At 61.2% G+C, this 25755-nt stretch carries 22 protein-coding genes; 14 read left to right on the forward strand and 8 right to left on the reverse strand.

The window, feature by feature from the left end; all coding sequences use genetic code 11:
* Positions 1-97 precede the first annotated feature (97 nt).
* Positions 98-361 carry a FitA-like ribbon-helix-helix domain-containing protein gene (locus tag J0F90_RS22940; RefSeq protein WP_004930730.1) on the forward strand — a complete coding sequence of 88 codons (264 nt, stop codon included), beginning with the start codon at positions 98-100 and terminating at the stop codon, positions 359-361.
* A complete protein-coding gene (locus J0F90_RS22945) occupies positions 358-837 on the forward strand; it encodes a type II toxin-antitoxin system VapC family toxin (RefSeq protein ID WP_033639212.1) in 480 nt (159 codons plus the stop codon). Before J0F90_RS22940 ends, J0F90_RS22945 begins: the two co-directional genes overlap by 4 nt.
* Positions 838-870: 33 nt before the next feature.
* On the opposite strand, the gene envZ is transcribed toward J0F90_RS22945, so the two are convergent.
* The 4 genes from envZ to cbpA all read right to left on the reverse strand — a co-directional run bounded on the left by envZ (position 871) and on the right by cbpA (position 4488).
* Positions 871-2241, reverse strand: coding sequence for a two-component system sensor histidine kinase EnvZ (gene envZ / locus J0F90_RS22950; RefSeq protein ID WP_033639211.1), 1371 nt, complete (start codon positions 2239-2241; stop codon positions 871-873).
* Positions 2238-2957 (reverse strand): osmolarity response regulator transcription factor OmpR, encoded by a 720-nt coding sequence (gene ompR, locus J0F90_RS22955; protein WP_004709363.1) that lies wholly within the window; start codon positions 2955-2957, stop codon positions 2238-2240. The genes envZ and ompR overlap by 4 nt, the downstream gene beginning before the upstream one ends.
* A 257-nt stretch (positions 2958-3214) precedes the next feature.
* Positions 3215-3520 carry a chaperone modulator CbpM gene (locus J0F90_RS22960; protein WP_033639210.1) on the reverse strand — a complete coding sequence of 102 codons (306 nt, stop codon included), beginning with the start codon at positions 3518-3520 and terminating at the stop codon, positions 3215-3217.
* Positions 3521-3525: 5 nt separating this feature from the next.
* Entirely contained in the window at positions 3526-4488 is a 963-nt protein-coding gene (cbpA, locus tag J0F90_RS22965; RefSeq protein ID WP_033639209.1) for a curved DNA-binding protein, read from the reverse strand.
* Between the two features lie 230 nt (positions 4489-4718).
* Between cbpA and greB the strand changes: the two genes are divergently transcribed.
* The 5 genes from greB (at position 4719) to J0F90_RS22990 (ending at position 11140) form a co-directional block, all read left to right on the forward strand.
* Positions 4719-5192 carry a transcription elongation factor GreB gene (greB, locus tag J0F90_RS22970; protein ID WP_016930381.1) on the forward strand — a complete coding sequence of 158 codons (474 nt, stop codon included), beginning with the start codon at positions 4719-4721 and terminating at the stop codon, positions 5190-5192.
* Between the two features lie 157 nt (positions 5193-5349).
* Positions 5350-7683 carry a Tex family protein gene (locus tag J0F90_RS22975; protein WP_033639208.1) on the forward strand — a complete coding sequence of 778 codons (2334 nt, stop codon included), beginning with the start codon at positions 5350-5352 and terminating at the stop codon, positions 7681-7683.
* A gap of 606 nt (positions 7684-8289) precedes the next feature.
* Complete coding sequence (gene feoA / locus J0F90_RS22980) at positions 8290-8514, forward strand: ferrous iron transporter A (protein ID WP_028127609.1); 225 nt, start codon at positions 8290-8292, stop codon at positions 8512-8514.
* Between the two features lie 71 nt (positions 8515-8585).
* Positions 8586-10901 carry a Fe(2+) transporter permease subunit FeoB gene (gene feoB, locus J0F90_RS22985; protein ID WP_033639207.1) on the forward strand — a complete coding sequence of 772 codons (2316 nt, stop codon included), beginning with the start codon at positions 8586-8588 and terminating at the stop codon, positions 10899-10901.
* Positions 10901-11140: a FeoC-like transcriptional regulator gene (locus J0F90_RS22990; protein ID WP_033639206.1), complete on the forward strand. Its 240-nt coding sequence runs from the start codon at positions 10901-10903 to the stop codon at positions 11138-11140. Before feoB ends, J0F90_RS22990 begins: the two co-directional genes overlap by 1 nt.
* A 41-nt stretch (positions 11141-11181) precedes the next feature.
* Here J0F90_RS22990 and J0F90_RS22995 read toward each other — a convergent pair whose 3' ends face one another.
* Positions 11182-11466 carry a YdgH/BhsA/McbA-like domain containing protein gene (locus J0F90_RS22995; protein ID WP_004930765.1) on the reverse strand — a complete coding sequence of 95 codons (285 nt, stop codon included), beginning with the start codon at positions 11464-11466 and terminating at the stop codon, positions 11182-11184.
* A 270-nt stretch (positions 11467-11736) separates the two neighbouring features.
* Positions 11737-12507: a pimeloyl-ACP methyl ester esterase BioH gene (gene bioH / locus J0F90_RS23000; protein ID WP_016930386.1), complete on the reverse strand. Its 771-nt coding sequence runs from the start codon at positions 12505-12507 to the stop codon at positions 11737-11739.
* A 40-nt stretch (positions 12508-12547) separates the two neighbouring features.
* Here bioH and gntX point away from each other — a divergent pair, with 40 nt between their 5' ends.
* Both gntX and nfuA read left to right on the forward strand, forming a co-directional pair.
* The gene (gene gntX / locus J0F90_RS23005; RefSeq protein ID WP_033639205.1) at positions 12548-13231 is read left to right on the forward strand and encodes a DNA utilization protein GntX; all 684 of its coding nucleotides are present in this window, start codon (positions 12548-12550) and stop codon (positions 13229-13231) included.
* 58 nt (positions 13232-13289) lie between these two features.
* Complete coding sequence (gene nfuA / locus J0F90_RS23010) at positions 13290-13865, forward strand: Fe-S biogenesis protein NfuA (protein ID WP_004930777.1); 576 nt, start codon at positions 13290-13292, stop codon at positions 13863-13865.
* Between the two features lie 184 nt (positions 13866-14049).
* Here the strand turns inward: nfuA and malQ are convergent, their stop codons facing one another.
* Together malQ and malP are read right to left on the reverse strand one after the other, a co-directional pair.
* Entirely contained in the window at positions 14050-16140 is a 2091-nt protein-coding gene (gene malQ, locus J0F90_RS23015; RefSeq protein ID WP_033639204.1) for a 4-alpha-glucanotransferase, read from the reverse strand.
* Between the two features lie 9 nt (positions 16141-16149).
* Positions 16150-18555: a maltodextrin phosphorylase gene (gene malP / locus J0F90_RS23020; RefSeq protein WP_033639203.1), complete on the reverse strand. Its 2406-nt coding sequence runs from the start codon at positions 18553-18555 to the stop codon at positions 16150-16152.
* A gap of 460 nt (positions 18556-19015) precedes the next feature.
* On the opposite strand from malP, the gene malT reads away from it, so the two are divergent.
* From malT to glpD, 5 genes are all read left to right on the forward strand, one after another.
* Positions 19016-21730: an HTH-type transcriptional regulator MalT gene (gene malT, locus J0F90_RS23025; RefSeq protein WP_033639202.1), complete on the forward strand. Its 2715-nt coding sequence runs from the start codon at positions 19016-19018 to the stop codon at positions 21728-21730.
* Between the two features lie 82 nt (positions 21731-21812).
* Complete coding sequence (gene glpE / locus J0F90_RS23030; RefSeq protein ID WP_004930790.1) at positions 21813-22139, forward strand: thiosulfate sulfurtransferase GlpE; 327 nt, start codon at positions 21813-21815, stop codon at positions 22137-22139.
* Positions 22140-22310: 171 nt separating this feature from the next.
* The gene (gene glpG / locus J0F90_RS23035; protein ID WP_033639201.1) at positions 22311-23147 is read left to right on the forward strand and encodes a rhomboid family intramembrane serine protease GlpG; all 837 of its coding nucleotides are present in this window, start codon (positions 22311-22313) and stop codon (positions 23145-23147) included.
* A 50-nt stretch (positions 23148-23197) separates the two neighbouring features.
* The gene (locus J0F90_RS23040) at positions 23198-23956 is read left to right on the forward strand and encodes a DeoR/GlpR family transcriptional regulator (RefSeq protein WP_004930797.1); all 759 of its coding nucleotides are present in this window, start codon (positions 23198-23200) and stop codon (positions 23954-23956) included.
* Between the two features lie 247 nt (positions 23957-24203).
* Complete coding sequence (gene glpD, locus J0F90_RS23045; RefSeq protein ID WP_004930801.1) at positions 24204-25712, forward strand: glycerol-3-phosphate dehydrogenase; 1509 nt, start codon at positions 24204-24206, stop codon at positions 25710-25712.
* Positions 25713-25755: the final 43 nt, after the last annotated feature.

The following is a 25755-nucleotide window of genomic DNA, read 5'->3' on the forward strand; positions in this document are numbered from 1 at the left end:
GCGGATCCCGCGCCTTTTTTTATTTCAATTGATTGCTTTTTAATCGGCAAGACGAGAAAATAAGTCAATGCAATCATTGATAGCAAAGGAGGTTTCAATGGCTACTATCACCGTCAGAAATCTGGACGACGAAATCAAAGAGCTGCTGCGTATCTCAGCGGCGAAAAACGGCCATTCCATGGAAGAGGAAGCGCGCATGATCCTGAAACAGGCGCTGGTGAAAAAGCCGCCGCGCTATGGATTGGGTACCTGGATGCATCAGCACTTCGCCGAATTCGGCGGCGTTGAGCTGGAGATCCCACCGCGTGACGCCGTGCCGCCACGCATCGTCACCTTTGATGATGAAGATGACAACGCATGATCATTATCGACACCAACGTCATTTCAGAAACGCTGCGTCCCAGCCCGTACTACAACGTCATTAACTGGTTAAATGAAAAGGACAATGACGAGCTCTATCTCAGCGCCATTGTCCTCGCCGAACTGTTCAGCGGCGTCGCCTGCATGCCTGACGGCAGGCGCCAGCGGGATCTCAAGCTGAAATTGGCGGACGCCATTGAATTGAAGTTCGAGGGGCAGATATTGCCGTTTGATGGGCTGTGCGCGATGCAATACGCGGAATTGACGGCAAGGAATCGGCTGCTGGGTAAAGCGATGAGCGTGCCGGATACCCAAATCGCCGCCACCTGCCTGCATTACGGCGCCGCCCTGGCCACCCGCAATACCAAAGACTTCCTCCACTGCGGCATCGAGTTAATCGATCCGTGGCAGGCGCCGACCGGCCGTCGGTTGCATGAAGATGCGGCGGAATACTACGTGATGAGCAGAAAGTCCTGACGGGGCCGCAGCGGCGCGGCCCACGCCAGAGTGTCAGGCGTTTTCCCTGCCCGTTTGATGGCCGTTGGTCGACTCTTTTTTCTCCATCGGCAACGGAATATACGCGCGGATCAACAGCCCACCGCGCTCGCTGGTGCCGATATCCAGTTCGCCGTCATGCGCGTCGATAATACGCTGCACGATCGCCAGCCCCAGACCGGTGCCGCTGGTGCTGCGCGCGCTGTCACCGCGTACGAACGGCTGCAACAGGTGCTTCAATTCTTCCGGCTTGATGCCCGGGCCGTCATCTTCCACCTGGAACCAGCCGCGCTGCAGCTCGCGGCCGCTGCTGACCTTGATCCAACCGTTGCCGTAACGCGCCGCGTTCACCACCATGTTCACCGCCGCCCGCTTAATCGACAGCGGATGCACATTCATCATCAGCTCGCCCTGCGACAGCGCGGTTTCAATCACCCGCTCATAGCCGCTTTCCGCCGCGACCACTTCGCCTAAAATGGCGTTCAGATCGCTGCTTTCGGTCGGCATCTCCTGCCCGGTACGCAGATAATCGATGAACTGCTCGATGATGGCATTGCACTCTTCGATGTCTTTATTGATCGACTCGGCCAGATAACCGTCTTCGGCGCTCATCATCTCCGTCGCCAGCCGAATGCGCGTCAACGGCGTGCGCAGGTCATGGCTGACCCCGGCCATCAGCAAGGTGCGATCGTCCGCCAGCTGCTTGACGCCCGACGCCATCTGATTGAATGCGCGAGTCACTGACCGCACTTCGGAAGCGCCATACTCGCGCAGCGGCGGCGGAATGATGCCCTTGCCCACCTGCAGCGCCGCATGTTCCAGCTCCACCAACGGGCGGTTTTGAATGCGGATAAACAGCCAGGCGCCGCCGATCGCGAGCAGCATGATCGCCAGCGTATAGCGGAACAGCGGCGAGAAGTCGCCCTGGTGGATTTCCGTCAGCGGCACGCGCACCCAGATATCGGGCTGCAGCCAGGTTTTCAGCCACACCACCGGGGAGTTCTTGTTCACCTCCACCCGCACATCAGTCGGCCCACCGAGCTGCTGCGCCATCTGCTGGCTGAGGAACTGGTAGTGCTGCGCCCAGCGCAGGCCGCTCTCCTCCGCCGCCGAATTCGTGTAGAGAGAGATGCCCAGTTCGCGGTAGATCTCACGGCGGAATGCCGGCGGCACTTCCAGCAGCGTGCCGTCTTCCAGCTGCAGCCGATCGGTCATCAGCATACGCACTTCGTAGGCCAACACCTTGTTGAACTGCTGCAGGCTGGGCAGGATGGCGAAGTTCAGCACCACCAGATAGGTCGTCACCAGGCTGACGAACAGCAAGGTGACGATCAACAACAGGGTTCGGGCAAACGAGCTACGCGGTGAAAAGCGCAATCGCCTCATGCCTTGCTGCCGTCCGGTACGAAGACGTAGCCGAGACCCCACACGGTCTGGATATAACGCGGATGCGCCGGATCTTCTTCAACCATGCGGCGCAGGCGAGAGATCTGCACGTCAATGGAACGCTCCATGGCGCTGTATTCGCGGCCACGCGCCAGGTTCATCAGCTTATCGCGCGACAGCGGTTCACGCGGGTGGCTGACCAGCGCCTTCAGTACCGCGAACTCGCCGCTGGTCAACGGCATCGGTTCGTCTTCGCGGAACATTTCGCGGGTGCCGAGGTTCAGTTTGAATTTGCCGAACGCGATCACCGCCTCTTCCTGCGAAGGCGCGCCCGGCAGTTCGTTCGCCTGGCGGCGCAACACCGCGCGGATACGAGCCAACAGCTCACGCGGGTTGAACGGTTTAGGAATGTAGTCGTCGGCGCCGATTTCCAGGCCCACGATGCGATCGACCTCTTCGCCTTTCGCGGTGACCATAATGATCGGCATCGGGTTGCTCTGGCTGCGCAGGCGGCGGCAGATGGACAGGCCGTCTTCGCCCGGCAACATCAGATCGAGCACCATCAAATGGAAGGATTCACGAGTCAGCAAGCGATCCATTTGCTCAGCGTTGGCAACGCTGCGAACCTGGAAGCCCTGCTCGGTTAAATAACGTTCTAAAAGCGCGCGCAGGCGCATGTCATCATCGACAACCAGGATCTTATGATTCTCTTGCATGGTATTACTCCCAAAGGCTTTATTGCCTGACTCGAATATTGTTAGAAAACCTTGCCATTTGAGACAGCGTTTAATGGTATGTATTCTAGACGAAATTGTTACAAAGCTTATTCTTTTCCCCATTTATCAACAATTTTCAGTGAATGTCGACGGGGGTTCGTTAAAATTTCGCCCTTTATCGGCGCAATGTGGGGCGACGGCCCAATTTTGCACAATTTCGCCACCGGCGAACCGACCGGTGGCGTTTAGCCGTCGGGTCAGGAAGTCTGCATGAAACGCGCCAGCTGCCGGCGCAACTGCCGGTTCTCTTGCTGCAGCGCATCAACCCGATCGAGCAACGTCAGCGCCATGGCGATCCCCGGCCAATCCAGATCCAGCTCGGCACGCAGCCTGCGCGCGCGCTGCAGATGGCTCAGCGCCGGGTAATCGAACTCCCAGCGCGGCTGCGCCGGCTCCAGCGGCACGATCACGCCCAGGCCGACGATCTCGACCAATTCGTCCTCTGAAATCTCCACTCGCTGACACAGTTCCACCACGGTGAATGTGATCTCTTTCTTCATCATGTGCTTTACTCCCATTCCGCACGCGGATTGAACGCCGCCTGCTCAGCCAGCTCTCGCCACAGGGCGCTGGCCTTCTCGTTCGGCTTCGGCGGCATCACCACCTTGAGAATGACATACAGATCGCCGGGCTCTTTCTTGCCCGCCAGCCCTTTGCCCTTGACCCGCAGCCGTTTGCCGCTCTGGCTGCCGGCCGGCACGGTCAACGCGATTTTGCCGGTCAGCGTCGGCACCTCGATGCTGGCGCCGAGCGCCGCTTCCCACGGGGCGAGCGGCGCCACGATGCTCAGATTGTGGCCATCAATTTCGAACAGCGGATGCGGCGCGAGGCGGATGACCAGATACAGGTCGCCGTTCTGGCCGCCACCCACGCCGGCAACGCCCTGCCCCTTGAGGCGAATGCGCTCGCCGTCGCCCACGCCGGCCGGGATTTTCACGTTCAGCGTTTTGCTGGCTTCGCTCACCTGCCGCCCCAGCTCGTCGTACACCGGCAGCGTGTAGGATATCTCGCGGCTTTGGCCATGCAGCGTTTCCTCGAGGAACAGCGGCACCTCCATTTCGAGATCCTGGCCGCGGAAGCCATGCCCGCCGCGCGAGTGCGAAGCGGAGCGATGCCCGCCCGCCGCCCGCCCGCCGAACATGCTTTCGAAGAAATCGGAGAAGTCTTGCGCGTCGGCGCCGCCGCCGTGCCATGAAGCGCTCTGCTGATAGCCGCCGTGATCGCCGCGCGCCTGGCGGCCAAAGTTCGGATCGTTGCGATGCAGCCGGATCTGATCGTACTCGGCGCGGCGCTCCTCGTCCTTCAGCACCTCATAGGCTTCGGCCACTTCCTTGAACTTGCTTTCGGCGTCGTCTTCAGTGCTCACGTCAGGGTGATATTTACGCGCCAGCCGACGGTAGGCCGTTTTGATGGTTTTCAGATCGGCGTTGGGCTCAACGCCCATCGTGGCGTAGTAATCTTTAAATTCCATGCGGTAATACCTTCAATGTGTTGGGTTGTGCGCCAAAATTCCTTGTCTCTCTCGCCAGATATCCTCCTTTCGTCACATTCCTTTTCCGCTATCGCTAAGCATACTCCCGATTGTTAAAAGCTGCGCAAACTGAATAAAAACCGTGCGACAACGCGCAGGCCCGCGCGCCATTTCTAAAGCCCCCCGCATTCACGTACACTGTGGCGGTGACCCCATAAAGATAAATCACGATGAGAACTCAACTGATAACCCGTGAAGGGTATGACAAGCTCAAACAAGAGCTGGATTACCTCTGGCGCGAAGAACGTCCCGAGGTGACCAAGAAAGTGACCTGGGCCGCCAGCCTGGGCGACAGAAGCGAAAACGCCGATTACCAGTACAACAAGAAGCGGCTGCGCGAAATCGATCGCCGCGTCCGCTATCTGACCAAATGCCTGGAGCAGTTGAAGATCGTCGATTACTCCCCGCAGCAGGAAGGCAAAGTGTTCTTCGGCGCCTGGGTAGAGGTGGAGAACGAAGACGGCGAAATCAAACGCTTTCGCATCGTCGGTTACGACGAGATCTTCGGCCGCAAGGATTACATCTCCATCGACGCGCCGATGGCGCGCGCCCTGCTGAAAAAAGAGGTCGGGGACGTCGCCACCGTCAATACGCCGCTGGGCGAGGCGCAATGGTACGTGAACGAGATAGACTACCCGAAGTAAGCTTTCAGCTTTTTCCGAACCGCCGCCAACGCCGCCGCCTGAGCTGTTCTCCACGCCGCGGCCGCGCGGCCGCGGCCCGCTCCACTGGCATTTTCCCCGATCAATCCGTATAACTGTCCCCTGTTTATTCACCGTTCTCAATACAGATACCAGACCTATGAATGACCCACTGAGCCGCATTATTGCAACAGAACTGCAGGCCCGGCCGGAGCAAGTCGACTCCGCCATCCGTCTGCTGGATGAAGGTAATACCGTGCCCTTTATTGCACGCTATCGTAAGGAAGTCACCGGGGGCCTGGACGACACCCAACTGCGCCAGCTGGAAACCCGCCTGGGTTATCTGCGTGAACTGGAAGATCGTCGCCAGACCATCCTGAAGTCGATCGATGAACAGGGCAAACTGACTGAACAACTGGCGGGGGCGATCAACGCCACGCTGAGCAAGACCGAACTCGAAGACCTCTACCTGCCGTACAAACCGAAGCGCCGCACCCGCGGCCAGATCGCCATCGAAGCCGGCCTGGAACCGCTGGCGGACACGCTGTGGCAGGATCCGCAACAGCAGCCTGAACAACTGGCCGAACGCTACGTCGACGCCGACAAGGGCGTGGCGGACGTGAAAGCCGCCCTCGACGGCGCGCGCTATATCCTGATGGAGCGCTTCGCCGAAGACGCCGCGCTGCTGGCCAAGGTGCGCGACTACCTGTGGAAAAACGCCCATCTGGTGTCCAAAGTGGTCGAGGGCAAGGAAGACGAAGGCGCCAAGTTCCGCGACTATTTCGATCACCACGAACCGATTTCCCAGGTGCCTTCGCACCGCGCGCTGGCGATGTTCCGCGGCCGCAACGAAGGCGTGCTGCAGCTGGCGCTGAACGCCGATCCGCAGTTTGAAGAAGCGCCGCGCGAAAGCCAGGCGGAGCTGATCATCATCAATCACCTCAATCTGCGCCTGAACAACGCTCCGGCCGACGCCTGGCGCAAGGCGGTGGTCAACTGGACCTGGCGCATCAAGGTGTTGCTGCACCTGGAAACCGAGCTGATGGGCACGGTGCGCGAGCGCGCGGAAGATGAAGCGATCAACGTGTTCGCCCGCAACATGCATGATCTGCTGATGGCCGCGCCGGCCGGCATGCGCGCCACCATGGGCCTCGATCCGGGCCTGCGCACCGGAGTGAAAGTCGCCGTGGTCGACGCAACCGGCAAGCTGGTCGCCACCGACACCGTCTACCCGCACACCGGGCAAGCGGCGAAAGCCGCCGCCATCGTCGCGGCGCTGTGCATCAAACACAACGTGGAGCTGGTGGCCATCGGCAACGGCACCGCTTCACGTGAAACCGAGCGTTTCTATCTCGACCTGCAAAAGCAGTTCAGCGACGTCCGGGCGCAGAAAGTGATCGTCAGCGAAGCGGGCGCGTCGGTGTACTCCGCGTCCGAACTGGCGGCGCAGGAGTTCCCGGATCTCGACGTATCGCTGCGCGGCGCGGTGTCCATCGCTCGCCGCCTGCAGGATCCGCTGGCGGAACTGGTGAAGATCGATCCGAAATCCATCGGCGTCGGCCAATATCAGCACGACGTCAGCCAGAGCCAGCTGGCGAAGAAGCTGGATTCGGTGGTGGAAGACTGCGTGAACGCCGTCGGCGTCGATCTGAACACAGCGTCGGTGCCGTTGCTGACCCGCGTGGCCGGCCTGACGCGCATGATGGCGCAGAACATCGTCAATTGGCGCGACGAGAACGGCCGCTTCAGCAACCGTGAACAGTTGCTGAAGGTCAGCCGCCTGGGGCCGAAAGCGTTCGAACAGTGCGCCGGCTTCCTGCGCATCAACCACGGCGACAACCCGCTGGATGCCTCCACCGTTCACCCGGAAGCCTATCCGGTGGTGCAACGCATCCTGGCCGCCACCGAGCAGGCGCTGCAGGATCTGATGGGCAACGCCTCCGCGGTGCGCAGCCTGAAAGCGGTTGATTTCACCGACGACAAGTTCGGCGTGCCGACGGTCACCGACATTCTGAAAGAGCTGGAGAAGCCGGGCCGCGATCCGCGTCCGGAGTTCAAAACCGCCACCTTCGCCGAAGGTGTGGAAACCCTCAACGATCTGCAGCCGGGCATGATCCTGGAAGGCTCGGTGACCAACGTCACCAACTTCGGCGCCTTCGTGGATATCGGCGTGCATCAGGACGGCCTGGTGCACATCTCCTCGCTGGCGGACAAATTCGTCGAAGATCCGCACACCGTGGTGAAGGCCGGCGACATCGTCAAAGTGAAGGTGATGGAAGTCGATCTGCAGCGTAAACGCATCGCGCTGAGCATGCGCCTGGATGAGCAACCGGGCGAAGGCTCGCCGCGCCGCGGCGGCAACGCGCCGGCACAGTCGCGCGACACCGCCAACCGTTCGGCGGGCGGCAACAAGGCCAAACCGCGCAACGCGGCGCCGGCCGGCAACAGCGCCATGGGCGACGCGCTGGCGGCGGCATTCGGCAAGAAACGCTAAGTCAGAGCCAACAGGGCGGAGCCTGCTCCGCCCTTTCTGATGAATAAAACTTGCGGCATTTCTTGACCCGTCTCAATAAACCGTCATCTTTTTATTTCCCGTTCCTGCGTGACCACCCTCTCATTATTCAGCCAGCAAAAATGCCTTCTGCAGCCATTTATTAACAACTTTGTTAACACGCATTTTTCATCTCGCCAATTGTGAGAGAAACACAAATGGTTACCGCTCGCATTACGGCGGAATAATGTTATCGAATTGCTTTTCAGCGGAAATAAATAAAGGGAAAAAACCCTCGATATTTGCAAACGAGAAAACTTGGCTACAAATACGCAACTGATTTAACTCGCCATTCTCATTTGTTCCCCATCGCAAGCGGTGGTAAAACGTCGTTAGTCAAGACAACGCCATCAAAAACTGTCGACGCCATAATAATTGGTTACAATACCCCTACTTTTTGTATTGAACGCGATAATGATAATTACTATTATTTGCGCTCACTTTATTGCATGACCTTATGGATGAATACCGCCGACGGCGTGGCATTTTCGCCGGCAACGTCCAATTATCATCAGCCCGATGTTCATCGGCACCCGGAAGGTTAATCACATGCAGCTTCAACCTAAACACACATATAAGATTATCGGCTTTTCCGGTGAAATTGCGCCGGCCTACCGCCAGAAACTGTTATCGCTCGGCATGCTGCCCGGCTCTTCGTTCGACGTGGTGCGCGTCGCGCCGCTGGGCGATCCGATAGAAATTAAAACCCGCCGCGTCAGCCTGGTGCTGCGCAGGAAGGATCTGGCGCTGCTGCAGCTCGACGGCCAGCCCTGAACCGGCACGCCTCCATTTGCCGACGCGCCCTTGCGCCGGCGCTGTTCTCCTTGAAGACGACACGCTGAACTATGAAAAAACTCACCATCGGCTTAATCGGTAACCCGAACTCCGGCAAAACCACGCTGTTCAACCAGCTGACCGGCGCACGCCAACGGGTCGGCAACTGGGCGGGCGTGACGGTCGAACGCAAAGAAGGCCATTTCACCACCCCGCAGTCCGACGTGCGGCTGGTCGATTTGCCCGGCACCTACTCCCTCACCACCATCTCGGAGCAAACCTCGCTCGATGAGCAGATCGCCTGCCACTACATTTTGAGCGGCGACGCCGATCTGCTGATCAACGTGGTCGACGCCTCCAACCTGGAGCGCAACCTCTACCTGACGCTGCAATTGCTGGAGCTGGGCATCCCCTGCATCGTGGCGCTGAACATGCTCGACATCGCCAAAAGCCAGCATATCGATATCGACGTCGCCGCGCTGTCGGCGCGCCTCGGCTGCCCGGTAGTACCGATGATCTCCACCCGCGCCGACGGCATCGGCGTGCTGAAACAGATGATCGACAATCATCGCATCAACGAACAGCAGGCGCTGGTGAACTACCCGCCGTTGCTGCTGAAAGCGGTCGCCACGCTGAGCGACGCCATGCCGCAAACGCTGCCGGCGGTGCAACGCCGCTGGCTGGCATTGCAGATGCTGGAGGGCGACATCTACAGCCACCGGCTGGCCGGCCCCGCCGTCGCGCTGCTGCCTGCGGCCATTCAGGCGTTGCAACAGCAGCAGCAAGAAGACCCGGCGCTGGTGATCGCCGACGCGCGCTACCAGTCCATCGCCGCCCTGTGCGACGCGGTCAGCAACTCGCAGCAGGCGATGCCCAACCGCCTGACCGATATGCTGGATAAAGTGATCCTCAACCGCTGGCTGGGTGTGCCGATCTTCCTGTTGGTGATGTACCTGATGTTCCTGCTGGCGATCAATATCGGCGGCGCGCTGCAGCCGATCTTCGATATCGGCTCGGCGGCGATCTTCATTCAGGGCATTCAGTGGCTCGGCTACACCCTGCACTTCCCCGACTGGCTGACCGTATTCCTGGCGCAGGGCGTCGGCGGCGGCATCAACACCGTGCTGCCGCTGGTGCCGCAGATCGGCATGATGTACCTGTTCCTGTCGTTCCTGGAAGACTCCGGCTACATGGCGCGCGCAGCGTTCGTGATGGATCGCCTGATGCAGGCGCTCGGGCTGCCGGGCAAATCCTTCGTGCCCCTGATCGTCGGCTTCGGTTGCAACGTGCCGTCCATCATGGGCGCCCGTACGCTGGACGCCCAGCGCGAGCGCCTGATCACCATCATGATGGCGCCGTTCATGTCCTGCGGCGCCCGTCTGGCGATCTTCGCGGTGTTCGCCGCCGCCTTCTTCGGCCAGGACGGCGCTGGGGTGGTGTTCTCGCTGTACATGCTCGGCATCGCGGTGGCGATCCTGACCGGCCTGGTACTCAAATATACCCTCATGCGCGGCGAAGCCTCGCCGTTCGTCATGGAGCTGCCGGTTTACCACGTGCCGCACCTGAAAAGCCTGCTGCTGCAAACCTGGCAGCGATTGAAAGGCTTCGTGTTGCGCGCCGGTAAGGTGATCGTGGTGGCCAGCATATTCATCGGCGGCCTGAACAGCTTCTCGTTCAGCGGCAAAACGGTCGACAACATCAACGACTCCGCGCTGGCTTCGGTCTCCAAGGTGCTGACGCCGTTGCTGCAGCCGATGGGCGTCCACAGCGATAACTGGCAGGCCACCGTCGGCCTGGTGACCGGCGCGATGGCGAAAGAAGTGGTGGTCGGCACGCTGAATACGCTGTATACCGCCGAGCACATCAACAAAGAGGCGTTCGACGCCGCCAACTTCAACTTGCTCGATGAACTGGGCGGCGCGCTGCAGGAAACCTGGGACGGCCTGAAAAACACCTTCAGCCTGAGCGTGCTCTCCAACCCGATCGAAGCCAGCAAGGGCGACGGTGAGATGGGCGTCGGTTCGATGGGCGTGATGAGCAGCAAATTCGGCTCCGGCATTTCCGCCTACAGCTACCTGATCTTCGTGTTGCTGTACGTGCCTTGCGTCTCGGTGATGGGCGCTATCGCCCGTGAGTCAAGCCGCGGCTGGATGACCTTCTCAATCCTGTGGGGGCTGAACGTCGCCTACTCGCTGGCGACGCTGTTCTATCAGGCGGCCACCTTCAACCAACACCCGCAGTACAGCCTGACGGCGATCCTGGCGGTGGTGCTGGTGAATCTGCTGGTGCTGTTCGGCCTGCGCCGGGCGCGCAGCCGCGTCACGGTGCGCCTGGGCAACGCCACGCCGGCGGCCTGTTGCCAGAGCGCCAAAGGGAGCTGTCACTGATGGCCGGGCTGCTGCAGGTGCGCGATGCGCTGGCGCTGCGCGGCAGCGCCCAGGCGCAGCAGCTCAGCCAATCGCTGGCGACGCCGCTGCCGCTGGTGCAGGCGATGCTGGATCGTTTGACAGCGATGGGGAAAGTGGAACGTATCGAACAGGATGGCGGCGCCTGTCTGAGCGGCAGTTGCAAAAGCTGCCCGCAGGGCCAGGGATGCAGCACGGTGTTCTACCGGCTGAAGGCCTGACGATCAGGGGCGCCGCAGCGGCGCCCCTTGCCGTTCAAGGCTTATTGCTTGTCTTTGTAAACTTCGGCGATGGCGCTGAATTTACCGTGTTCGCGGCCCGCCAGGATCACGTAGTATTGACCGCCCTTTTCGTCCGCCAGTTTGGACAGCTCTTCCTTGGCATCCATCGGTGACGTGGTTTCCGCCGTCGTGGTGACGGTGCCGATCTTCTCGTATTTACCCGGATTCTTATCCAGATCTTCCTTGGTCAGCAGGGTTGCCGCCATGGAGCCGAAAGACACCGAACCCAGCACTGCCGCTGCAATAATCATCTTCAATGATTTCATGACACTAACCTCTCAATGGATAATTTATCTGTTATGAAAGCCGTCCAGGATCCATGCGTAGTACCGCAGGCTGCCGCGACATCCTCAGGCCTCGTTGCTTTCCCTGACGGGGCCTGTTTCCCAGAGACGAAACGCCAAAATGAAAATCGCCGCACGCGGTCTTTTCATTTTGCAGCCAACGCATTGACTCACTAAGTATTGAACAGCTTTGTCTTTTATCCACCCGGCGGCGTTTTTTTTCGCGCTCTATCGTGCGTTTTCCCGCTGCATTCAATGTGCTGCAATAAACGCTTCGATCATCGTCACAAATTCATCGGGATGAGAGATAAACGGCGCATGGGCGGCTTTGGCCACGATCTGCGACGTGGAGTTCGGCCAGGCGGCGTCGAGCAGCTCGGCGACCTTGCGCGGCACCAGCCCGTCCAGATAGCCGTAGATCCGCAGCAGCGGCAGATTCAACTCCGCCAGCGGCGCGCGCAGATCGGCGGTGCGCAGGATCTCCAGCCCGCCGTTCAGTACCTCGACGCTCGGCGTCGGTTGGTTGAGCACCACCGCTTTCAGCTGGCGCGCATCCTGACGCGCGCTCTCGGTGCCCAGCGTCTGCAGCGCCAGAAAACGCTCGACGGTGCGCTGGAAATCCAGGCTTAGCTGGTGCTGGAAACCGCTCAGCACGTCCGGACGGATCCCCGGCCACGCATCGCGGGCGGCAAAGCACGGCGAAGAGGCCACGGTGATGAGCCCGCTGACCCGCTGCGGCTGCATCAGCGCCGCCTGGCTGGCCACCAGTCCGCCGAGCGACCAGCCGAGCCACCAGGCTTGCGGCGGGGCGGCCGCCAGCACGATCTCCGTCATCTGCTCCAGCGACAGGGCGCCGAACCCCTGGCTGCGGCCGTACCCCGGCAGATCGACCAGGTGCAGGCGAAAATGCGGCGTCAGCCGCGCCTGAATGCAACGCCACACTTCGGCGTTCAATCCCCAGCCGTGCAGCAGCACAAGATCGCGTTCGCCTTCGCCTATTGTTTGCCAGTACAGCGCTGTCATTGGTTATTGTCCTTTCATGCTTACCCGTCTCGGAGACGCTATGCTATCAATCCGCAGCCGCTGTTGGCTATGCCGACAACCGTTGAGCCTGATGCGTCATGGCATCTGCAGTTGCTGCCTGCGCCATCTGCCGGCCCACCCGCCGTGTTGCCCGCGCTGCGGATTGCCCGCCGGGAAGGCGCGAACGCCCTGCGGCCGCTGCCTGCAACGGCCGCCGCCCTGGCAACGGCTGGTGTTCGTCGGCGACTACGCTGCGCCCCTCAGCCAACTGGTAAAAAGGTTCAAGTTCCACCGCGCGCCCGAGCTGGCGCCGACGCTGGCGCGCCTGATGCTGTTGCGGTGGCAGCAGGCGCGCAGAGAGCAGTATCTGAACAGACCCGACCTGATTTTAGCGGTACCCTTGCATGCATCACGCTGCTGGCGCCGTGGCTATAACCAGAGCGATCTGCTGGCGCGGCCGCTGGCGCGCTGGCTGGGCTGCGCCTATCAGCCCGCCGCCTTGCGCCGGGTGCGCAAAACCGCCCTGCAACAGCGGCTGAGCGCCTCTGCCCGCAGACGCAATCTGCAGCACGCGTTCGCCTGTAGCGTGCCGGTCGCCGGCCGGCATATCGCCTTGGTGGATGACGTGGTGACCACCGGCAGCACCGTCGCGGCGATCGCGGCGCTGCTGCGGCGGCAAGGCGCCGCCTCGGTGCAGATATGGTGCGTTTGCCGCACGTTGTAGTGCCACGGCAATGGGCGTATTATAACCGACTATAGAAGTCAACTATTGAGCTAATGCTATGATCCGTATAACAGATGCTGCACAGGAACACTTTGCCAAACTGCTGGCAAATCAAGAAGAAGGCACCCAAATCCGCGTATTCGTGATCAACCCGGGCACGCCGACGGCCGAATGCGGTGTCTCTTATTGCCCGCCGGACGCGGTAGAAGCGACGGATACCGAACTGAAGTTCGACAAACTGTCCGCCTATGTCGATGAGCTGAGCGCGCCGTATCTGGAAGACGCCGAAATCGACTTCGTGACCGACCAGCTGGGTTCTCAGCTGACGCTGAAGGCGCCGAACGCCAAGATGCGCAAGGTCGATGACGACGCGCCGCTGATGGAGCGCGTGGAGTACGTGCTGCAGTCGCAGATCAACCCACAGCTGGCGGGCCACGGCGGCCGCGTAACGCTGATGGAGATCACCGACGACAACATGGCTATTCTGCAGTTCGGCGGCGGTTGCAACGGCTGTTCGATGGTCGACGTCACGCTGAAAGAAGGCATCGAGAAAGAGCTGCTGCAGAAATTCCCGGAGCTGAAGGGCGTGCGTGATTTGACCGAGCACCAGCGCGGCGAGCACTCCTACTACTGATACCCTTCTTACTTGAAGTTGCAGCGTTGTTGGCCGCATGCGCGCACCCCAGTCACTTACTTAAGTAAGCTCCTGGGGATTTACGCACTTGCCGCCTAGCTGCAACTCCAATTAATTCGGGTATCCGTCATTTGGATGGGACTAAAGTTCTCGTCCTTTGACCTAATACAACGACACCTCATCGTCACCCCACCGACACCTTGCGTCGGCGCTTGTCCAAATCCTTCAGCAGCCGGTTTATCCGCGGGTCGGCGAACATCTCCTCCAGCGTCCGGGTCAGCTTGCGCCGCCAGTTAGGGTACTGATCGCTGGTGCCGGGAATGTTAACCGGATCCGCCATATCCAGCCAGTCTTCCGGCTGCAGGCCGAGCAAGGCGCTGGCGCTGTCGGCGACATAACGCTGCAGGCCGCGGTTGAGCAGCGGGCTCATGCCGAGCAGCGCCGCCTTCTTGCCCACCTTCTGCGGCACGCAGCCATAGCGATGCAATCCGTCCAGCAATCCCTGCTTGGCGCGTTCCCGATCGGCGAACAGCGCCCGCAGGATTTCCGCGTCCGGGTAAAGACCCAGCCGGTTGCCGAGCGTCAGGTCGTCGCTTTGCCAGTAGCCGCGCAGCGTCGGCAGATCGTGGGTGGTGATGGTCGCCATCGCCTGCACCGGATAGGCCTGCGGCGCGCGGAAATGGTGTTCGCCGTCGCTTTCGAAATAGAGCACTTTGTAGGAATAGACGCCGCTGTCGCGCAGCTTGCCGACGATTTCCACCGGCACCGTGCCGAGATCCTCACCGATCACCATGCAGCGGTGGCGCTGGCTTTCCAGCGCCAGTACCGCCAGCAGATCGTCCACCGGGTATTTGACGTAGGCGCCGCGATCGGCGGTTTCGCCATACGGGATCCACCACAGCCGCAACAGCGCCATGACGTGATCGATGCGCAGCGCGCCGCAGCTGGTCATGTTGGCGCGCAAAAGATCGATGAACGGCTGATACCCGCGCGCCGCCATCACGTGCGGATCCATCGGCGGCAGGCCCCAGTTTTGCCCCAGCGGCCCCAGAATATCCGGCGGCGCCCCGACCGACGCTTTCAGGCAGTACAGCTCACGGTCACACCAGGTTTCCGCCCCGCCTTCCGCCACCCCGACCGCCAGATCGCGATACAGGCCAATCGGCATCCGCTGCTGTTGACTCTGGTCAAAACACTGCGCGAACTGCGTGCCCGCCAGCCATTGCAGCCACAGGTAGAAGCGAACCGCGTCCTGATGTTCAGCGCAGAACTGCCGCACCGCGTCGCTCTGCCCCTGCCGATAACGTTCGGGCCAGGCCGGCCAGCCCCACTGGCTGGCGTCTTTGGCCGCCAGATGGGCGTGCAGCGCATCAAACGCCGCCTGCTGATACAGGCTGTCGCCGCCCTCAGCCACAAACAGCTCGAACGCCTGACGCTGCGCGTCGTTCGGCTGGCGCGCCTGAAACAGCGGGAACGCCAGCTTCAGCGCCGCCAGCTTCAGCTGCATCACGGCGGTGTAATCCACCCACTCCGCGGCGCGCGCCCTGGCCAGCTGCTTCTGCGTCGCCGGCTTCTGCCACCAGCGCTGCGCCGCGTCGCTGCGCTGGAAATCCTCCACCGCGTTGACGTCGATATACGCCAGATTCAGCCAGCGGCGCGACGAGGGGCTGTAGGGGCTGGCGCTCTCCGGGTTGGCCGGATACAGCGCATGGATCGGATTGAGGCCGACGAAGGCGCCGCCGCGTTCCCCCACCTGCTCCACCATCAGGCGCAGATCGCCGAAATCGCCGATGCCCCAGTTGCGATCGGAACGCAGCGTATACAGCTGAACGCAGGCGCCCCACAGTTTCTTGCCGGTCAGCAAGGCGTCCGGCTCGAAGCAGCGCCTCGGCGCGACGATCACGCGGCATGACCACTGCCGCACGCCCTGGCTCAGCGTCAATTGATGGTAGCCCGCCGGCAGATCGCCGGGCAACGTCAGGGTCTTGCGCGCGCCGACGCGCCCCTGCAGGCATTCGCCGTCTTCACGCTGCAGCGCCCACAGGTACTCGCCTTCACCCGCCGGGGTCAACGCCAGCGGCGCGCCCTGATAGAACACCTTGACCGCCGGTAACGGCGACGCCGCGCCTTCCTGCGCGGCATCGGCCCGATTCATGGCCGCCAACAGCTTGCGCTTGGTCTCCGGTTCAATCGCCTGCCGCTTGCCGTGGGCATTGATGAAATCGGCAGCGATCCCCGCCTGCGCTGCCGCCTGATCGATACGCTTGCGATCCATTCGCTCTCCTTAACGTTTGGCTTGCCAGATGCGCTGCTGATAATCGCGGATCGAGCGATCCGAGCTGAACATGCCGACGCGCGCGGTGTTAAGGATAGCCCGCCGCGTCCACTCGTCCCGATCGCGATACAGTTCATCGACCCGGCGCTGCGCCTGGCAGTACGAGGCAAAGTCCGCCAGCACCAGGTAGGGATCGCCGCCTTCCAGCAGGCTGTGCAGCATCATGTCGAACGCGTGCTTGTCGCCGTGGCTGAAGGCGCCGCTCGCCAGCTCGTCCAGAATCGCCTTCAGGTGCTTGTCTTTCTTGCGGTAGCTGAGCGGATCGTAACCCTTCGCCACTATCGCCTTCACCTGCTCCACGGTATTGCCGAAGATAAAGATATTGTCTTCGCCCACCTGCTCGGCGATTTCGACGTTGGCGCCGTCCAGCGTGCCGACCGTCAGCGCGCCGTTCAACGCCAGCTTCATGTTGCCGGTGCCGGAGGCCTCTTTGCCGGCGGTGGAGATCTGTTCGGAGATATCCGCCGCCGGGATCATCAGTTCGGCCACCGAGACGCGGTAGTCAGGGATGAACGCCACTTTCAGGCGATCTTTCACCAACGGATCGTTGTTGATCTTCTCGGCCGCCTGATTGATGGCGTAGATGATGTTCTTCGCCAGGTAGTAGCCCGGCGCCGCCTTGGCGCCGAACAGGAAGACGCGCGGCACGATGTCCAGGTTGGGGTTGTCGCGCAGCTGGCGATACAGCGACAGGATGTGCAGCAGGTTCAGGTGCTGACGTTTGTATTCATGCAGGCGTTTGATCTGCACGTCGAAGATCGCGTCCGGGTCGAGCTTCAACCCCATCACGCCGTGCACGTAATGGGCCAGCGCCACCTTGTTGTCGCGTTTGATCTGCTGATAACGCTGGCGGAACGCCGCGTCGTCGGCGAATTTTTCCAGCCCGCGCAGCGCGTCGAGATCGCTCGCCCACTCCACCTTCAGCGTCTCGTCGATCAGGCCCGACAGCGCCGGGTTGCACTGTTTCAGCCAGCGGCGCGGCGTGATGCCGTTGGTGACGTTATGGAATTTGTTCGGCCACAGCTGGTGATATTCCGGGAACAGATCTTTCACCACCAGATCCGAGTGCAGCTGCGCTACGCCGTTGACCGCAAAGCCGCTGACCACGCACAGGTTGGCCATGCGCACCTGCTTGTTGTGGTGCACCGCCAGTTTGGCCCACACCGCCTCGTCGCCCGGCCAATGCTTATCCACCAATTTTTTAAACCTGGCGTTGATTTGTTTGATGATGGAGAAATGGCGCGGCAGCAGGCTGCGCACCAATTTTTCATCCCAGCATTCCAGCGCTTCCGGCATCAGGGTGTGGTTGGTATAGGCGAAGGTGTTGCTGGTGATCGCCCAGGCCGCCTCCCACTCCAACTGGTGTTCGTCCAGCAGAATGCGCAGCATTTCCGGAATGGCGATGGTCGGGTGGGTGTCGTTCAGCTGGATCACTTCGTACTTCGGCAGCTCTTCAATCTTGCGGCCGGCCTGATGGTGCTTGCGCAAAATGTCCGCCACCGAGCAGGCGCACTGGAAATACTGCTGCATCAGGCGCAGGCGCTTGCCGGCCTGATGGTTATCGTTCGGGTAGAGCACCTTGGTCAGCTTGTCGGCTTCTACGCCCTGCTTCTCCGCCTGCAGGAATTTGCCGTCGTTGAAATCGCTCAGGTTGAACGGATGCTGATGGGTCGCCTGCCACAGGCGCAGCGGCTGCGCCACGCCGTTGCGATACCCCAGCACCGGCAGATCCCAGGCTTCGCCGCGCAGGGTGAAGGCGGGGCGCCACAGTTCGCGGCCGTCGGCCTGCTTTTCCAGCTTGCCGCCGATGCCCACGTCCACCGCCAGCGCGGCGTTGTGGCGGAACCACGGGTAGCTCTCGCGCTGCCAGTTATCCGGCGCCTCTTGCTGTTGCCCTTCGCGGAACGACTGGCGGAACAGCCCGTACTGGTAATTCAGCCCATAGCCGGTGGCCGGTTGTTCCACCGTCGCCATCGAGTCGAGGAAACAGGCCGCCAGCCGCCCCAACCCGCCGTTGCCCAGCGCCGGATCGGTTTCCTGCTCCAGCAGATCCGCCAGCTTGACGTTCTGCTCGGCCAGCGCCTGCTCGACGGTGTCGTACCAGCCCAGGTTGATCAGGTTGTTCGCCGTCAGCCGGCCGATCAGAAACTCCATCGAGATGTAGTTCACGTGGCGCAGCGGTTTGGCGCTTTTGCGCGGCGCCGGCTGCGCGGCCAACTGCTCGGCCAGCGCCGCACTGACGGCTTCCCACCATTGATGTTGCGTCATCTGCTGTGCGGAACTGAGGCCGAACCGTTGCCACTGACGGGCGAGCGCCGCCAGAAAAGCATCCTTCTTGAGCGTAGGCTGTGACATAAGGAAAACTCTCTATCCAGTAAGTGGGTCAAATTGCCGCTATCGTGCCGGTGAGAAAGCCTGACGGCATCATCCCGCCTGGGGATTAGCTGGGGAGGAGGATTGGGGCGTAGCTGGAATTGTGATCTCAGGCACTGTTTGACTCCCTTGCAACGATGCAAAAAAGCCCGCCAACGCGTGCGGCGAGCACTGAGAACGTTAACCATGACGTTAGCACAAGTATTCGCGCTGCTGAAGTTTTGTCCATGGCCGGAAATGCGATCCGCCGCCGCATCGCCGCGCGCCGGCGCCAAACGTAAAAAAGTGTGATCGATAGCAACTTAACTCCAAGCCGATGCGGAAGCTTGTTGCAATACGTTTAGGGTTGGCAGAAGTTAGGGGGAGCTATTAATTACGAACCATAAAATAATTAGCGCCACTCCAATCCCGGCGGGAACCGCGATTTATACCCTGGAATACTATGCTGATCCCATCAAAACTGAGCCGCCCGGTACGGCTGCAAAATACCGTGATCCGCGATCGCCTGCTGGCCAAACTGGCCAGCGCGGGCAACTATCGTCTGACACTGGTCAATTGCCCGGCGGGATACGGGAAAACCACGCTGATCGCTCAATGGGCGGCCGGCAAGGCCGATCTGGGCTGGTATTCCCTGGATGAGAGCGACAACCAGCCGGAGCGCTTCGCCAGCTACCTGATCGCCGCGCTGCAGCAGGCCAGCGGCGGCCGCTGCGTCAAGAGCGAGGCGCTGAGCCAGAAACACCAGTACGCCAGCCTGTCGGCGCTGTTTGCCCAGCTGTTTATCGAGCTGGCCGACTGGCATCAACCGCTGTACCTGGTGATCGACGACTATCACCTGATCACCAACGACGCCATTCACGAAGCCATGCGCTTTTTCCTGCGCCATCAGCCGGAAAACCTGACGCTGATCCTGCTCTCGCGCACCTTGCCGCCGCTCGGCATCGCCAACCTGCGGGTGCGCGATCAGCTGTTGGAAATGGGCACGCAACAGTTGGCGTTCACCCACCAGGAGGCCAAACAGTTCTTCGATTGCCGTCTGGCGGCGCCAATGGAACAGCAGGACAGCAGCCGCCTGTGCGACGAAGTCGAAGGCTGGGCCACCGCGCTGCAGCTGATCGCGCTGTCGGCCCGCCAATCCGCCTCCTCAGCTCAGCTGTCGGCCAAACGGCTGGCGGGGCTGAACGCCAGTCACCTGTCCGACTATCTGGTGGACGAAGTGCTGGACCACGTCGATGCCGATGCGCGCGCTTTCCTGCTGCGCTGTTCGGTGCTGCGCTCAATGAACGACGCGCTGATCGTGCGGCTGACCGGCGAAGACAACGGCCAGCAACGGCTGGAGGAACTGGAACGCCAGGGGCTGTTTATCCACCGCATGGACGACACCGGCGAATGGTTCAACTTCCATCCGCTGTTCGCCTCTTTCCTGCGCCAGCGTTGCCAGTGGGAACTGGCGCTGGAGCTGCCGGGGCTGCATCGCGCCGCCGCCGAGGGCTGGCTGGCGCTGGGGTACCCGGCGGAGGCCATTCACCACGCGTTGGCAGCCAGCGACGTCAGCATGCTGCGCGATATCCTGCTGCAACACGCCTGGTCGCTGTTCCACCACAGCGAACTGGCCTTGCTGGAGGAGTGCCTCAACGCGCTGCCCTATGAACGCCTGATCCAAAACCCCAAGCTGGCGCTGCTGCAGGCCTGGCTGGCGCAGAGCCAGCACCGCTACAGTGAGGTCAACACCCTGCTGGAGCGCGCCGAGCGCACCATGCGCGAGCAGAAAATCGAGATAGACCAAACGCTGCACGCCGAGTTCGACGCCTTGCGCGCCCAGGTGGCGATCAACGCCGGCAAACCGGAAGAAGCCGAGCGGCTGGCGACCGAAGCGTTGAAATTCCTGCCGCTGTCCAGCTACTACAGCCGCATCGTCGCCACCTCAGTGACCGGCGAAGTGCACCACTGCAAGGGTGAACTGGCGCGCGCGCTGCCGATGATGCAGCAGACCGAGCAGATGGCGCGTCGTCATCAGGCCAACCATTACGCGCTCTGGGCGCTGCTGCAGCAGAGCGAAATCCTTATCGCCCAAGGCTTCCTGCAGGCCGCTTACGAAACCCAGGATAAGGCGTTCGAACTGATCCGCGAGCAGCACCTGGAACAGCTGCCGATGCACGAATTTCTGCTGCGCATCCGCGCCCAGATCCTGTGGTCGTGGTCGCGGTTGGACGAAGCGGAAGACGCGGCGCGCGCCGGGCTGAAAATTCTGGCCAACTACCAACCGCAGCAGCAGTTGCAGTGCATCGCCATGCTGGCCAAATGCTCGCTGGCGCGCGGCGATCTGGACAACGCCAATACCCATCTGCAGCGCTGCGAAACCCTGCTGCACGGCGCCCACTATCATCGCGACTGGCTGACCAACACCGACAAGTCGCGGGTGATCCACTGGCAGATGACCGGCGACACCGCCGCCGCCGCCCAGTGGCTGCGCCACACCGAAAAACCCGGCATGGCGGACAACCACTTCACGCAGGGCCAATGGCGCAACATCGCGCGGGTGCAAATCCTGCTCGGCCAGTATGAAGAGGCCGGCGTGGTGCTGGATGAACTGAACGAAAACGCCCGTCGCCTGCGGCTGGTGAGCGATCTCAACCGCAACCTGCTGCTCAGTAACCAGCTCTACTGGCTGCTGGAGCGCAAGGGCGAAGCGCAGCAGGCGCTGATCGAAGCGCTGTCGCTGGCTAACCGCACCGGCTTTATCAGCCACTTTGTCATCGAAGGCGAAGCGATGGCGCAACAGCTGCGTCAGCTGATCCAGCTCAACACGCTGCCGGAGCTGGAGCAGCATCGCGCCCAGCGTATCCTGCGCGACATCAACCAGCATCATCGGCACAAGTTCGCGCATTTCGACGAGAACTTCGTCGATAAGCTGCTGACCCACCCGCAGGTGCCGGAACTGATCCGCACCAGCCCGCTCACCCAACGCGAATGGCAGGTGCTGGGGCTGATCTATTCCGGTTACAGCAACGACCAGATCGCCGGCGAGCTGGACGTGGCGGCCACCACCATCAAGACGCACATCCGCAACCTGTATCAGAAACTGGGCGTGGCCCATCGCCAGGAGGCGGTGCAGCAGGCGCAGCAACTGCTGAAGATGATGGGCTACGGCGCGTAAAAACCCTGATGTCCCTCTGGTCTTAAACGCCGCAGAGTTGGTTACAATAGCGGCGTCCCCCTATTACGAGGCAGTCAGCAGTATGGAACAGTTCGAAGCGATCAACGTTGAGCAGGCGTACACCCGCTGGAAAGAGGGCAGCGCCGCCCTGGTCGACATCCGCGATCCGCAAAGTTTTGAAGCCGGGCATACGCCGGGCGCCTTTCACCTCACCAACGCCACCCTGTCGGCCTTTATGCAGCAAAACGACTTCGAGCGGCCGGTGATGGTGATGTGCTACCACGGCAACAGCAGCCGCAGCGCGGCGCAGTACCTGCTGCACCAGGGGTTCGACGCGGTCTACAGCATCGACGGCGGTTTCGAGGCCTGGGCCCGCCAGTATCCGCAAGACGTGGAAACCTCTGCCTGATCCCCGCCGCCCGCCGCGCGTCGGCGGGCTTCCCCTTCGTTTTTATGCGCGTTTTCGCGGGTTTTTCGCAGATCCGTTTGCCAGCGCTCAGGATTTCGACGTTATAATCGGCCGTCAGGGTCGCCGGCGAGCAAGCCGCGGCCAAAATCATTCACTTACGACGGAAGAGCAATGGTTAGAGTAATCGCCATATCCAACCCGCGCCTGGCGCTGGCCTTTGTCGACTATATGGCGACCCAGGGCATCCGGCTTGAGCTGCGCAACAGCAGCGAGGCGGCGGAAATCTGGCTGGCCGACGACGGTCACCTCGAGCAGGTGCAACACGAGCTGCAGCAGTTTCTGGCCGATCCGCTCAACCGCCGTTATCAGGCCGCCAGTTGGCAGACCGGCCATACCGACGCCGGCCTGCATTATCAGAGCGAATCCTACCTGCACACCCTGCGCAGCAAGGCCGGTCCGCTGACGCTCGGCGTGATGGTGCTGTGCATCGCGGTCTATATTCTGATGCAGGCGCTGGGCGACGATACCGTGATGTACTGGCTCTCCTGGCCGCAGGACAGCAGCCAATACACCCAGCTGTGGCGCTGGATCAGCCATGCGTTCCTGCATTTCTCCCTGCTGCATATCCTGTTTAACCTGATGTGGTGGTGGTATCTCGGCGGCCAGATGGAAAAACGCCTCGGCGCCGGCAAGCTGTTCGTGCTGGCGGTGGTGTCGGCCTTCTTCAGCGGCTGGGCGCAATCGCTGTTCAGCGGCGCGCTGTTTGGCGGGCTGTCGGGCGTGGTCTATGCGCTGATGGGCTATGTGTGGCTGTCGGGCGAACGGGCGCCGGAGCGCGGCCTGATGCTGCCGCGCGGCCTGATGGTGTTCTCGGTGTTGTGGCTGGTGGCCGGATATTTCGATATTTTAGGAATGTCGATCGCCAACGCGGCACACGTAGCCGGTTTAGTGTTAGGGTTATTGATGGCATTTTGGGATACGCGTCATCGCGCACACAACGAACAATAACAGCCGGGAGCTATGTCCAGCGGGCATAGCGGGCGTTTTAGGGGATTATCGTGAAGCAAACACAGCGTCATGACGCAATTATCGAGCTGGTGCGCCTGCAGGGTTACGTCAGCACGGAAGAGCTGGTCGAACATTTTGACGTCAGCCCGCAAACGATTCGCCGCGATTTGAATGACCTGGCCGACCAGAACAAGATCCAGCGTCACCACGGCGGCGCGGCGCTGCCTTCCAGCTCGGTCAACGCTGCCTATAACGATCGCAAGGTGATGTGGTCGGAAGAGAAGGCCCGCATCGCGCAGCGCGTCGCCAGCCAGATCCCGGACGGCGCCACGCTGTTCATCGATATCGGCACCACGCCGGAAGCGGTGGCCCATGCGCTGATGAACCACAAGAACCTGCGCGTGGTCACCAACAACCTTAACGTCGCCACCCTGTTGACCGCCAAGGAAGACTTCCGCCTGATCCTGGCCGGCGGTGAAGTGCGCACACGCGACGGCGGCATCATGGGCGAAGCCACCCTGGACTTCATCTCCCAATTCCGTCTCGATTACGGCATTCTCGGCATCAGCGGCATCGATATGGACGGCTCGCTGCTCGAATTCGACTATCACGAAGTGCGCACCAAACGCGCGATTATCGAAAATTCCCGCTGCGTGATGCTGGTCACCGACCATTCCAAATTCGGCCGCAACGCCATGGTCAACCTGGGCAACATGAACCTGATCGACTACCTGTTTACCGACCAACTGCCGCCGCCGAGCGTGATGAAAATCATCGAACAGTACGACGTGCAGCTGGAGTTGTGCTGATTCGGCCTTAACCTGCGGGGCGCGCCGCCGCCCCGTTTCATACCTTCAGGCTCCCCTCATCGACAGCCGTTTGCGCGCCCGCGCCATATCCATACTGCTTGTGTGACTATCATCACTAAACTGTTACCTCTATCACGCCTAAATGTTTTTGTTTGGTTAACTCTTGGCTTGCCTGTTGGTTTTTGATTACAATCATGAGCGAAAACGAACATGAAAGAGCTATTTCGAACATCTGGAGGAAGATGACGTGGAAACCAAAGACTTGATCGTTATCGGTGGCGGCATCAACGGTGCCGGCATCGCGGCGGATGCTGCCGGGCGCGGGCTGTCGGTACTGCTACTGGAAGCGCAAGACTTGGCCTGTGCTACGTCTTCCGCCAGTTCCAAACTGATCCACGGTGGCCTGCGCTACCTGGAACACTACGAATTCCGTCTGGTGAGCGAAGCGCTGGCCGAACGTGAAGTGCTGCTGAAGCTGGCGCCGCACATCGCGTTCCCGATGCGTTTCCGCCTGCCGCACCAGCCGCACCTGCGTCCGGCCTGGATGATCCGTATCGGCCTGTTCCTGTACGATCACCTGGGCAAACGCACCAGCCTGCCGGGCAGCAAGGGTTTGCGCTTTGGACCAGAGTCGGTGCTGAAGCCTGAATTGAAGCGCGGTTTCGAATATTCCGACTGCTGGGTCGACGATGCTCGCCTGGTGGTGCTGAACGCGCAGGAAGTGGAAAAACGCGGCGGCGAAGTGCGCACCCGCACCAAAGTGACCCGCGCATGGCGTGAAAACGGCCTGTGGATGGTGGAAGCGGTCGATATCGACAGCGGCAAAACCTTCACCTGGCGCGCCAAAGGCCTGGTGAACGCCACCGGCCCGTGGGTGAAAAACTTCTTCGACGACGGCCTGAAGCTCAAATCACCTTACGGCATCCGCCTGATCAAAGGCAGCCACATCGTGGTGCCGCGCGTGCACGATCAGCCGCAGTCTTACATTCTGCAGAACGAAGACCACCGCATCGTGTTCGTGATCCCGTGGAATGACGAGTTCTCCATCATCGGCACCACCGACGTGGAGTACAAAGGCGATCCGAAAGACGTGAAGATCGACGAGAACGAAATCGCTTATCTGCTGAAAGTGTACAACGATCACTTCAAGAAGCAGCTGGGCCGCGACGACATCGTCTGGACTTACTCCGGCGTGCGTCCGCTGTGCGACGACGAGTCCGATTCACCGCAGGCGATCACCCGCGATTACACGCTGGACGTGCACGATGAGCAGGGCAAAGCGCCGCTGCTGTCGGTCTTCGGCGGCAAGCTGACCACCTACCGCAAGCTGGCCGAACATGCGATGGAAAAACTGGCCCACTACTACCCAGGCTGCGGCCCGGCGTGGACCAAAAACGCCACGCTGCCGGGCGGTGACATCGACGGCGATCGCGACGGCTACGCGGCCAAACTGCGCCGTGCGCACGGCTGGCTGCCGGAAGCCCTGGCGCGCCGCTATGCCCGCACCTACGGCAGCCAGAGCGAGCTGATCTTGGCCGGCGCCAACGGCCTCGCCGATCTGGGCGAAGATTTCGGCCACGGTCTGTATGAAGCCGAGCTGCGTTACCTGACCGAGAAAGAGTGGGTCGTAGAGCTGGACGACGCCATCTGGCGCCGCACCAAGCTGGGCATGTGGCTGGACGAGGCGCAGCAGGCGCGAGTGAAAGCCTGGCTGGCGGAACACGCGAAAACGAAAGCGCTGTCTCTGGCTTCCTGAGCTGCAGCGTAACGACAAAGGGCCGGTTATCCGGCCCTTTGCT

The sequence above is a fragment of the Serratia marcescens subsp. marcescens ATCC 13880 genome (assembly GCF_017299535.1).
GTDB lineage: Bacteria > Pseudomonadota > Gammaproteobacteria > Enterobacterales > Enterobacteriaceae > Serratia > Serratia marcescens.

Bases quoted from the DNA above. Each gene is read 5' to 3' on its own strand.
- malT (WP_033639202.1), top strand. From the start codon at position 19,016: ATGCTGATCCCATCAAAACTGAGCCGCCCGGTACGGCTGCAAAATACC.
- nfuA (WP_004930777.1), top strand. From the start codon at position 13,290: ATGATCCGTATAACAGATGCTGCACAGGAACACTTTGCCAAACTGCTG.
- malP (WP_033639203.1), bottom strand. From the start codon at position 18,555: ATGTCACAGCCTACGCTCAAGAAGGATGCTTTTCTGGCGGCGCTCGCC.
- greB (WP_016930381.1), top strand. From the start codon at position 4,719: ATGAGAACTCAACTGATAACCCGTGAAGGGTATGACAAGCTCAAACAA.
- gntX (WP_033639205.1), top strand. From the start codon at position 12,548: ATGCTATCAATCCGCAGCCGCTGTTGGCTATGCCGACAACCGTTGAGC.
- malQ (WP_033639204.1), bottom strand. From the start codon at position 16,140: ATGGATCGCAAGCGTATCGATCAGGCGGCAGCGCAGGCGGGGATCGCT.
- feoA (WP_028127609.1), top strand. From the start codon at position 8,290: ATGCAGCTTCAACCTAAACACACATATAAGATTATCGGCTTTTCCGGT.
- feoB (WP_033639207.1), top strand. From the start codon at position 8,586: ATGAAAAAACTCACCATCGGCTTAATCGGTAACCCGAACTCCGGCAAA.
- glpG (WP_033639201.1), top strand. From the start codon at position 22,311: ATGGTTAGAGTAATCGCCATATCCAACCCGCGCCTGGCGCTGGCCTTT.
- ompR (WP_004709363.1), bottom strand. From the start codon at position 2,957: ATGCAAGAGAATCATAAGATCCTGGTTGTCGATGATGACATGCGCCTG.
- envZ (WP_033639211.1), bottom strand. From the start codon at position 2,241: ATGAGGCGATTGCGCTTTTCACCGCGTAGCTCGTTTGCCCGAACCCTG.
- J0F90_RS22960 (WP_033639210.1), bottom strand. From the start codon at position 3,520: ATGATGAAGAAAGAGATCACATTCACCGTGGTGGAACTGTGTCAGCGA.
- J0F90_RS22975 (WP_033639208.1), top strand. From the start codon at position 5,350: ATGAATGACCCACTGAGCCGCATTATTGCAACAGAACTGCAGGCCCGG.
- bioH (WP_016930386.1), bottom strand. From the start codon at position 12,507: ATGACAGCGCTGTACTGGCAAACAATAGGCGAAGGCGAACGCGATCTT.
- J0F90_RS22940 (WP_004930730.1), top strand. From the start codon at position 98: ATGGCTACTATCACCGTCAGAAATCTGGACGACGAAATCAAAGAGCTG.
- J0F90_RS22995 (WP_004930765.1), bottom strand. From the start codon at position 11,466: ATGAAATCATTGAAGATGATTATTGCAGCGGCAGTGCTGGGTTCGGTG.
- cbpA (WP_033639209.1), bottom strand. From the start codon at position 4,488: ATGGAATTTAAAGATTACTACGCCACGATGGGCGTTGAGCCCAACGCC.
- J0F90_RS22990 (WP_033639206.1), top strand. From the start codon at position 10,901: ATGGCCGGGCTGCTGCAGGTGCGCGATGCGCTGGCGCTGCGCGGCAGC.
- glpE (WP_004930790.1), top strand. From the start codon at position 21,813: ATGGAACAGTTCGAAGCGATCAACGTTGAGCAGGCGTACACCCGCTGG.
- J0F90_RS22945 (WP_033639212.1), top strand. From the start codon at position 358: ATGATCATTATCGACACCAACGTCATTTCAGAAACGCTGCGTCCCAGC.